Annotated in this window: 4 protein-coding genes; 2 read left to right on the top strand and 2 right to left on the bottom strand. The window is 43.3% G+C overall.

Annotation, left to right across the window (positions count from 1 at the left end; genetic code table 11):
- Positions 1-150 precede the first annotated feature (150 nt).
- Positions 151-1017 carry a YitT family protein gene (locus DD657_RS12120; RefSeq protein WP_287050022.1) on the bottom strand — a complete coding sequence of 289 codons (867 nt, stop codon included), beginning with the start codon at positions 1015-1017 and terminating at the stop codon, positions 151-153.
- A gap of 78 nt (positions 1018-1095) precedes the next feature.
- Positions 1096-2802: a glutamine--tRNA ligase/YqeY domain fusion protein gene (locus DD657_RS12115; RefSeq protein ID WP_068691840.1), complete on the bottom strand. Its 1707-nt coding sequence runs from the start codon at positions 2800-2802 to the stop codon at positions 1096-1098.
- A gap of 77 nt (positions 2803-2879) precedes the next feature.
- Here DD657_RS12115 and DD657_RS12110 point away from each other — a divergent pair, with 77 nt between their 5' ends.
- Both DD657_RS12110 and DD657_RS12105 read left to right on the top strand, forming a co-directional pair.
- Positions 2880-4832, top strand: a complete 1953-nt coding sequence (locus DD657_RS12110) for a putative porin (protein WP_287050021.1) — start codon at positions 2880-2882, stop codon at positions 4830-4832.
- Between the two features lie 51 nt (positions 4833-4883).
- Complete coding sequence (locus DD657_RS12105; protein ID WP_068691836.1) at positions 4884-6257, top strand: MltF family protein; 1374 nt, start codon at positions 4884-4886, stop codon at positions 6255-6257.
- Position 6258 lies beyond the last annotated feature (1 nt).

The following is a 6258-nucleotide window of genomic DNA, read 5'->3' as shown; positions in this document are numbered from 1 at the left end:
GACTTTTTGAACAGAAAAACAAGACGAAAAAAGGAAAAGCGGAAAGAAGTACCATAAATCGTAAATCAGAAATGAATTACATAAGCATAAAAATACAAAAATGCAGCGGAAATTTCCGCTGCATTTCAATATTGATTCAGTCGTAACACATCACTTTACGCCTTTCACCTCATCAAATCCTTTGCCGAACACGCCCATTACCGTATTCATGGTCATAAACACATTCGAATCGACTCTTTTTGCAATTTTCAGCACTTCGATCGCTTCATTTTTACGAACGACTATAATCAGCATTTTTTTAGCCTGTCCGGTATACCAGCCGGTACAATCGACAACGGTCACGCCTCGCACAAAACGTTCGGTAATCCGCTCGGCGACCTCCTCGTATTTCTCGGTAAAGATAAACAATTGAGCAGACTGCTTTTTCCCCGTAAGCACGAAATCGACCGTAAACGACACCACGCCCATCATCACATAACCGTACATCAGACCTTCGATGTTGAAATTGATAAGTAAACTGGAAGCGATGATTCCGCAATCACAATACATAATCATTTTCCCGGGACTCACATTCCTGTACTTGGTCACCAACATAGCCACGATATCCGTTCCCCCGGTACTTCCTCCCTGTGCCAGCGCCAAAGCGATTCCGGCTCCCGTCAGGATACCGGAAATAACAGCACACATAAAACGGTCGGAGACCAGGGACTCCGGAAACAAAGGCTGCAAAATTCCCAACAGGAAACTACCGACACAGATAGCAAAGATCGATTTGATCCCGAATTTAGGTCCCAGTACCTTCAAGGCAATGGAAATCAAAACCACATTGATTAAAAAGTAACTGACACCGACGGGGATAAGACCGTCTGTCAGATAGTAAATAACAGTACCCACACCGGTAGCACCTCCTCCGACAATTTTATTCGGAATCTGAAAAGCTGTCGCCGAGAAGGCATACATCAGCATCCCCAATGCGATTATCACATAGGACTTAATTTCTTCTAATATTCTATTCATCGGTTATAATATAAACTACACCACAAAAAACAGGATGCCTGAACGGATTTCAACACACCGTTCAGACCTCCCGTTGCTTTAATTCTGTTGTTTGGCCCAGGTGTCTTTCAGAGCCACCGTCCGATTGAACACAAGTTCACCCGGGCGGGAATCTTTATCTACACAGAAATATCCCAAACGCTGGAACTGGAAACGATCGCCCGGTTCGGCTTCTTTCAGGCCCGGTTCCAGCTTACATCCCTTCATGATCTTCAAAGAATTTTCGTTTATAAACTCTTTAAAGTCCACATCCTTGTGTCCTGCCGGATCTTCGTCTTTAAACAAACGGTCGTACAGGCGCACTTCAGCATCCACAGCATCGGCGGCAGAAACCCAATGCAAGGTACCTTTTACCTTCCGGTTGCTGGCCTCCGTACCGTTACCGCTACGGCTTTCCATATCACAAGTACAATGTATCAGCGTAATATTTCCGGCTTCGTCCTTTTCAACACTTTCGCATTTTATAATATAGGCACCTTTTAAACGGACTTCTCCTCCCGGGGTCAGACGGAAGAATTTTTTAGGTGCATTTTCCATAAAATCATCCCGTTCGATGTACAGCTCTTTGGAAAAGGGCACCATTCTGACTCCGGCAGCCGGATCTTCGGGATTGTTCTCGATAGCCACCAACTCCCCTTTCTCCGGATAATTATCCAAAACGACCTTCACCGGATCCAAAACAGCCATGACACGAGGTGCGGTTTTATTCAGATGCTCCCGTACACAGAATTCGAGTAAGGCCATATCCACAACAATCTCGCGCCGGGCAACGCCGACTTTCTCGGCAAAGGCCCGAATCGATTCCGGCGTATATCCCCGCCGCCTCAATCCGCATATCGTAGGCATCCGGGGATCGTCCCAACCGGCAACATATCCTTTCTGTACAAGTTCCAGCAACCTCCGTTTGCTCATTACGGTATAATTCAGATTACGACGGGCAAATTCGATCTGCCGCGGGCGGTATTCCGTATCCGTCAACTGATCGAGGAACCAGTTGTATAACGGACGGTGGATTTCGAACTCCAACGTACATATGGAATGAGTTATCCCTTCCAGATAATCGCTTTGTCCATGTGTAAAATCATACATCGGATAAATACACCACTTATCTCCGGTACGATGATGGCTACTGTATATAATACGGTACATGATCGGATCCCGCATCAGCATATTCGGAGAAGCCATATCTATTTTCGCCCGCAATACCCTCGAACCTTCTTTAAATTCCCCGTTCTTCATCCGGCGGAAAAGGTCCAGATTCTCTTCTATGCTTCTCTCCCGGTAAGGACTGTTCACTCCCGGCTCATTGATCGTTTTACGCCCGGCACTGATCTCCTCTGCCGTCTGATCGTCCACATAAGCTTTCCCCTCTTTTATCATCTGCTCCGCCCAGTCATACAATTGCTGAAAATAATCGGAAGCATAACGTACCTCTCCGTCCCATTCAAACCCCAGCCATTTAATATCTCCCTGAATTGCATCCGTATATTCGACATCCTCTTTTACGGGATTGGTGTCGTCAAAACGCAAATTACATTTTCCGTTATATTTGGCAGCAAGTCCGAAATTCAGACAAATCGAAGTGGCATGCCCGATGTGAAGATACCCGTTAGGCTCCGGCGGGAAACGGGTATGAACCCGGCCGCCGTTCTTACCTTCGGCAATTTCCTCTTCAATAATTTGCTCAATAAAATTCAGCGATTTGACTTCATCTTCCGTTTCGGAGATGTGATGATTTGTATCCATATGATATGCATTTATATTTTAAGCCACAAAAGTAAGTAATTTATGAGAGTTTTAAAAGTTTACGTATATTTGCGACGATGAAAAAATTAATTTACATACTGATTTTCGGTGCCCTCCATTTGAGCGGATTCGCTCAAAGCAGACTCCAGAACCCGGCAGGCACAAGAGACGGCAACAGTCCTGATATTTCTCACAGAGATTCTGTAAAAACGCCTAATATACCGCATTTCAGAAAAACCTGGCAATGGCGGCACGACGGTGTTTACACCGAAGATATTCCGTTGGATACCACGTTAGACAACGCGCACAATTACAATTATATTTTCAGAAAAAGTATTGCAAACACGTATTTAGCAAATTTCCCCTCCCCGTATATTTCCGATATTTATATCGAGCGGGCGAAAGAAGAAGATTTTTATCCGCTTACCAATATCCGTGCCTATCTGTTTAAACCCGTGGATGCACTGAATTTCAATACCACCACCCCTTTTACCCAACTGACTTACAAAACCGGGGGCGGTAAAGGGAAAAACGAAACTTTTCTGGACATCTGGCATTCCCAAAACATTCGTCCTTACTGGAATGCCGGTTTTCGTTACAACCTGATATCCAGTGATGGCCGTTACATGAATCAAAAAGCAAAAGCTTACAATGTATCTTTTTTCTCTTCTTATGAATATGAAAGATGGGTTGTCAATTTCTTTATCAATCAAAACAACGGAAAATTCAATGAAAACGGAGGTATCGTAGATAAAAAATACATCCGCGACACCACCATCAACGCTGAGAATATTCCGGTCAATCTGTCCAATACGACCAATAGTTACCGGAATTTCAATTTCTACACGCAAGTACAATACAACATCGGAAAAGAAAAAGAAGTGGCCCGCAGCAAAGACACAACGATCACTTATCCGGCCAAAGCCATTCTGGCGGTAAAAGTTGAGGATAATGTGCATCGTTTTAAAGAAGCGAGTGTCAACCGCGACTTTTTCCCCCATACTTATCTGGACACGGTAAAAAGTGCCGACATGCAGAGCAACCGTCTCTATAATCTGAGCAGTAAATTTGTTGTAAATGAACACCCTAAATACAAATACCTGCCGGGCATATATGCCGGATTGGACTTCGAATACCTGGATTACACCGGACGTACCTCGCTGGATACGATCAATAACCGGGGCAAAGACCTTTATACGGGTACCTGGCTGACGGGCGGCTTATTCAATGTCGATACAACTGCACTATTCAATTTCGATGCAGCCGTCAGGCTTTGTCTACTGGGAGATTATATCGGTAATTTTACCGTAGAGGGATTTTTGCGTCAATATCTCAGGAAAGACCGCAGTTCCTATATCAGAGTCGATGCGTCTATCGAGTCCAAAACTGTCAATCCTTTTTTCTCCCGCTATATCGGCAACCACGACTATTGGGAAAATAATTTCAGCAACATAAAAACATTCAGTGTCGAAGGCCGTTATATCAACGAACGTTCACGGACCGAACTCGGTGTCGGCTGGAACAATACGATCGATTATGTGTATTTCGATACGGCTGCCATGCCTGTTCAAAGTTCTAAAAATTTAATGGTACTCACCTTGTGGGGCAAACAAAAATTCAAAGCCGGAAATTTTCATTTCGATCAAACGGTATACGTGCAGAAAAGCACCCAGGAAGATGTACTTTCTTTGCCTACGGTAGCTTTGTATTCACACAATTACTACCAGAATGCTTTCTTTAAGAAAGTATTGAAGTTCGTCATCGGTATCGATTTATTTTACAATACAAAATTCTATGCCGACAAATACCAACCTTCGTCCATGCAATTCTACAACCAACGGGAGGAAAAAACAGGAGGCTACCCCAAAGTCGATGTATTTCTGGATTTCGGCATCAAACGTGCTCATCTTTTCCTGAAATACGAACATGTAAACTACTTTATCACGAACGGTGAATATTTCAGCGCTTTGGATTATCCGATCAATCCGGGGATGTTCAAATTCGGACTTTCCTGGAATTTCTTCGACTGATTAATCCGGGAATACGATTTTTGTTCGGCATTTTTTTTATATCTTTACCCAATGCCACTGAAAAATATCGTAATATTTGCCCTTATTTCTCTGTGTTTTTCCTGTAAAGAAAAGAGGAAGAAGCCGGATTTCATCTATCCGGCACCGACTTCTATTGAAAAAGTTCTTCTCCGGGGACATCTGGATATATCCACTTTTTATTCCACAACAGATTATTACGTTTACAAAGGTATTCCCCGTGGTTTTCATTACGATCTGGCCAAAGATTTCGCCTCTTTTTTAGGAATCGATTTACACATTGTCGAAATCAATAATAACATCGACAGCCTCATCCACCACCTCGAAGAAGGGAAATTCGACCTGATTGCCGTTAGCATGACGGAAACTCCGGAAAGAAAAGAAAAACTCAATTTTTCAAACCCTTTTTTCAAAACAGGGGAAGTATTGGTGCAAAATAAAAACAATACAATCCTCCGGGATGCGAAAGAACTGGACGGAAAGACAGTCTTTATCAAAAAAGACAGCCCCTACCGGAAACTGGTTCAGCAACTCGAGGATTCTTTGAATATTCACATCAAAATCTCCGAAATCACAGATTATTCTTCCGAAGACATCCTGCATCTCGTAGAAACCGGAGAGATCAGGCTGACGGTCATGGATGAGAATATTGCCAAAGCATTGTCCACCTCTATGAAAAATCTGGACTACTCATTGCGGCTGAACAACAGTATTTCCGTAGCCTGGGCTACTCCCGCAGCCGACTCGACCTTAACGGAGGAAATCAACCGCTGGCTGATCCAGGTAAAAAAAAGCGGCAAATTAAACTACCTTTATAAAAGGTATTTCAACAACTCCGCCAATCCTACTTCCAAATATACATTATTAAAAAAAGGTGATATTTCCCCTTTCGATGAAGAACTGAAAAAAGAGAGCAAATTTCTCGATTGGGATTGGCGGTTATTGGCGGCTCTGATATACAACGAATCCAGATTCGATCCCGAAGCGGAATCTCAGGTCGGAGCTTACGGATTAATGCAGGTGATCCCGGAAACAGCCAGTATGTTCAACGTATTCGACTATTTTCAACCGGACAGTAACATTTATACGGGTGTACGCTATTTAAAATATCTGGATAACATTTTTCTGCAATATCCGATAGCAGAAAAAGAGAAGATCAAATTTACACTGGCTTCTTACAATGTAGGCGCCGGTCATGTCAAAGACGCCATGCGATTGACGCAAAAATACAACAAAGACCCTTACAAATGGGACAATAACGTAGCTTTCTACCTGCAACATAAATCCGATCCGGAATATTACCGGGACTCTCTTTCTTTCAATGGATATTGCGACGGCCAGCAAGCTGTAGACTACGTACGAAAGGTATTGGAAACTTACAACAACTACAAACACATCAAACGTTAGC

Origin of the sequence: Culturomica sp. (assembly GCF_003524185.1) — a bacterium.
Lineage (GTDB): Bacteria > Bacteroidota > Bacteroidia > Bacteroidales > Marinifilaceae > Culturomica > Culturomica massiliensis.
This window is presented reverse-complemented; position numbering and strand designations above follow the sequence as displayed.

Bases quoted from the DNA above. Each gene is read 5' to 3' on its own strand.
- DD657_RS12120 (WP_287050022.1), bottom strand. From the start codon at position 1,017: ATGAATAGAATATTAGAAGAAATTAAGTCCTATGTGATAATCGCATTG.
- DD657_RS12115 (WP_068691840.1), bottom strand. From the start codon at position 2,802: ATGGATACAAATCATCACATCTCCGAAACGGAAGATGAAGTCAAATCG.
- DD657_RS12110 (WP_287050021.1), top strand. From the start codon at position 2,880: ATGAAAAAATTAATTTACATACTGATTTTCGGTGCCCTCCATTTGAGC.
- DD657_RS12105 (WP_068691836.1), top strand. From the start codon at position 4,884: ATGCCACTGAAAAATATCGTAATATTTGCCCTTATTTCTCTGTGTTTT.